We start from the raw sequence: 2,615 nt of genomic DNA on the forward strand, positions 1-2,615 counted from the left end.
CAAGGAAGCAAAGGAATCAACATATTGGTTGAAACTGGTCATTGAAGCGAATCCAACTCTCAGTTCAAGGATAGAGCCATTGGTTCAGGAAGGATGTGAGTTTGTAAAAATTTTCGCGGCCATAGCACTAAAAATAAAGTAGCAGCATATTGAGTCTTAAAATTTATTTGGAACTTATAATTTGAATTTTGGGATTTACTAAGTGAAATTCAACTAAAAATGTCAAAAAGCAGGTCAAACTATATATTCACCTCCGAATCCGTCACCGAGGGTCACCCGGACAAAATTTGCGATCAAATTTCAGACGCTATTTTAGACGCGCTTATGGCTCAGGATCGCAACACCCATGCCGGGATTGAAACCATGGTCACAACCGGTTTAGTAGTGGTCACGGGCGAGATTCGAACAAAAGGATATGTTGACGTGGCGGCCGTGGTGCGTAAAACCATCCGTGAGATTGGTTACGATGATCATGAAATGGGGTTCCACTGGCAGGATTGCGGCGTCATGGTTAGCATCAACGAACAAAGTCCGGACATTGCCCAGGGCGTTGACGCCGGCAAGGGCAAATATAAATAACAGGGCGCCGGCGACCAGGGGTTGATGTTCGGCTACGCCACCAAAGAAACACCGGAATATATGCCGTTGCCAATTCTACTGGCGCATAAGTTGGCTCGGCGGTTGAGCCAGGTTCGCAAAAATAAAACTCTTGCTTATTTGCGGCCGGACGGCAAAGCCGAAGTCGCGGTTGAGTACGCCAACGGCAAGCCGAAAAGAGTTGATACGGTCGTGATTGCGGCTCAGCATGACGCTCAAGTAAACCCCAAACGAGTTGAGCGTGATATTTTAAAGTATGTTATTAAGCCTGTCTGCGGCCGCTTTCTGGATCGTAAAACCCGCTACTTTATTAACGCAACCGGAAAGTTTGTCAAAGGCGGCCCGCCGGCGGACGCCGGCTTGACCGGCCGAAAAATTATTGTTGACACCTACGGCGGCCACGGCCGGCATGGCGGCGGGGCGTTTTCCGGCAAAGACCCGAGTAAAGTTGACCGCTCGGCGTCGTACATGGCTCGCTACATCGCTAAAAATATTGTGGCGGCTAAGCTCGCGGATCGCTGCGAAGTTCAGCTGGCCTACGTTATTGGAGTGGCGGAACCGATTAGTATTTTAGTCGATACGTTTGGAACCGGCCGGGTGGACGAAGTGAAGATTGCCGCCCAAATCCGGAAATTTTTTGATCTGAGCCCAGCGGGTATTATTACCCAGCTTAAACTTTTACGACCAATTTATCGCCAGACCGCCGCTTACGGCCACTTTGGACGCAAGGAAAAGGATTTCACCTGGGAGAAGACAGACAAGGCCGCGGCCCTGCGACGGGCATTGCTTTAATTTGGTTAAACTTGAGTTATGACGGAGGAGACAAACAACCGAAAAGATTTGGATTTCTTTGAGCTTTTGAATGAGTCGGATGATGGCGTGAGTGACCCGTTTGGTGAGCAGCAGATCTTTGTCAAAGATGAAACCGGGATCATGCGTTTGGTCGGCGGTCAGCCGGCAATCGCGTCTCCGGCGCGGGTCGCGGTTAAAACGCCGGTCACGCCGACCGGGGAGCCGCTGAACGTGACCGAAGATGTTGACGCGGTTATCCGGCGTTCAGAACTTAAGATTACGGATCCGCTGGCTCAAACGCGTTTAGAGCGGATTATTGAAGCTCGGTTCCGGGGCGTGCGCAACAGTATTCAAACCCGAGAGATTTTAATTGACTCGCCGCTGGTTGGCGGGCTCGGGCTTGAACCGGCTCAGGCCGATCAGCTACTGCGTTTGATTAACGAGCAAGCCGGCTCGCTGCATGACCGGCATCGGCAGACCATGACCCGCCAGGACTTTGCGGATTTGCGGGCCGAGGCCGAACAGCTCCTGTCAGGGTCTGGAGTAAAACCAACTGAACCGCCGGTTCTCAAATTTCCGGCCAAAGATTCAGAGCCACAAGCCTTGCCCAGCCATGTTCGGGCAGAGTCTCGACCTGGTACATCGCGCCCGATTTCTCCAGCGGTTGTCAGCCAGAGTAAACCCAGTCAGCCGCCGGTCGCGCCAAAAATTGCTCAGCGTCCTTTAACTCCGCTCGCTCCAAACGTTGGCAAACCGCAGCGTATCCAGGACGTTAAGTTCCGGCCGCGTTTAACCGGCCCGGCTGAAGAATTGCGTTCGTTAACGCTTGAAGATTTCCGGCACTTAGCGCCCGAACCGCTGGCCGCGGCCGAGAAGATACTTGAAAAAATTGATCTGCTGGAGCAGGATTCGTTTGCCAAAAGAGTTGAGGGAATAAAAGCTTGGAAAGAAAGTTCGCTGAACCGGCTCTATTTAAAACTTGGTGATCAGAGCATGGAGAGCAAAAAGTCGATTGCCGAACTTATCGCCCAATCCCCAACGACCGCCCAGCCAACACTGACGAGTGAAGAGTTCGACGCGATTATGGATTTAAATAGCAGTTTACGATATTAGGCAGTAGCTTGTAGCTTCTTAGATTTTTAGTTGAGGGCAGAACTACAAACTACAACCTACAACCTAAAACCTACAGCCTACAACCCTAACCTATGCAGCAATTTGTCGTTCCG

Annotated in this window: 2 protein-coding genes and 1 pseudogene; all 3 read left to right on the top strand. The window is 51.1% G+C overall.

Annotated features, from left to right (window positions below; genetic code table 11):
- Positions 1–219: 219 nt before the first annotated feature.
- Positions 220–579 carry an S-adenosylmethionine synthetase N-terminal domain-containing protein gene (locus VGA08_03640; GenBank protein ID HEX9679687.1) on the top strand — a complete coding sequence of 120 codons (360 nt, stop codon included), beginning with the start codon at positions 220–222 and terminating at the stop codon, positions 577–579.
- Between the two features lie 12 nt (positions 580–591).
- A pseudogene (metK, locus tag VGA08_03645) lies at positions 592–1,389 on the top strand (methionine adenosyltransferase).
- Positions 1,390–1,407: 18 nt separating this feature from the next.
- Positions 1,408–2,502: a hypothetical protein gene (locus tag VGA08_03650; protein HEX9679688.1), complete on the top strand. Its 1,095-nt coding sequence runs from the start codon at positions 1,408–1,410 to the stop codon at positions 2,500–2,502.
- Positions 2,503–2,615: the final 113 nt, after the last annotated feature.

Source organism: Candidatus Saccharimonadales bacterium (genome assembly GCA_036397795.1).
In the GTDB taxonomy this organism is placed as follows: Bacteria; Patescibacteriota; Saccharimonadia; order Saccharimonadales; family DASWIF01; genus DASWIF01.

What these genes read in the sequence shown, in the direction of transcription:
- VGA08_03640 (HEX9679687.1), top strand. Translation starts at nt 220, where the DNA reads ATGTCAAAAAGCAGGTCAAACTATATATTCACCTCCGAATCCGTCACC.
- VGA08_03650 (HEX9679688.1), top strand. Translation starts at nt 1,408, where the DNA reads ATGACGGAGGAGACAAACAACCGAAAAGATTTGGATTTCTTTGAGCTT.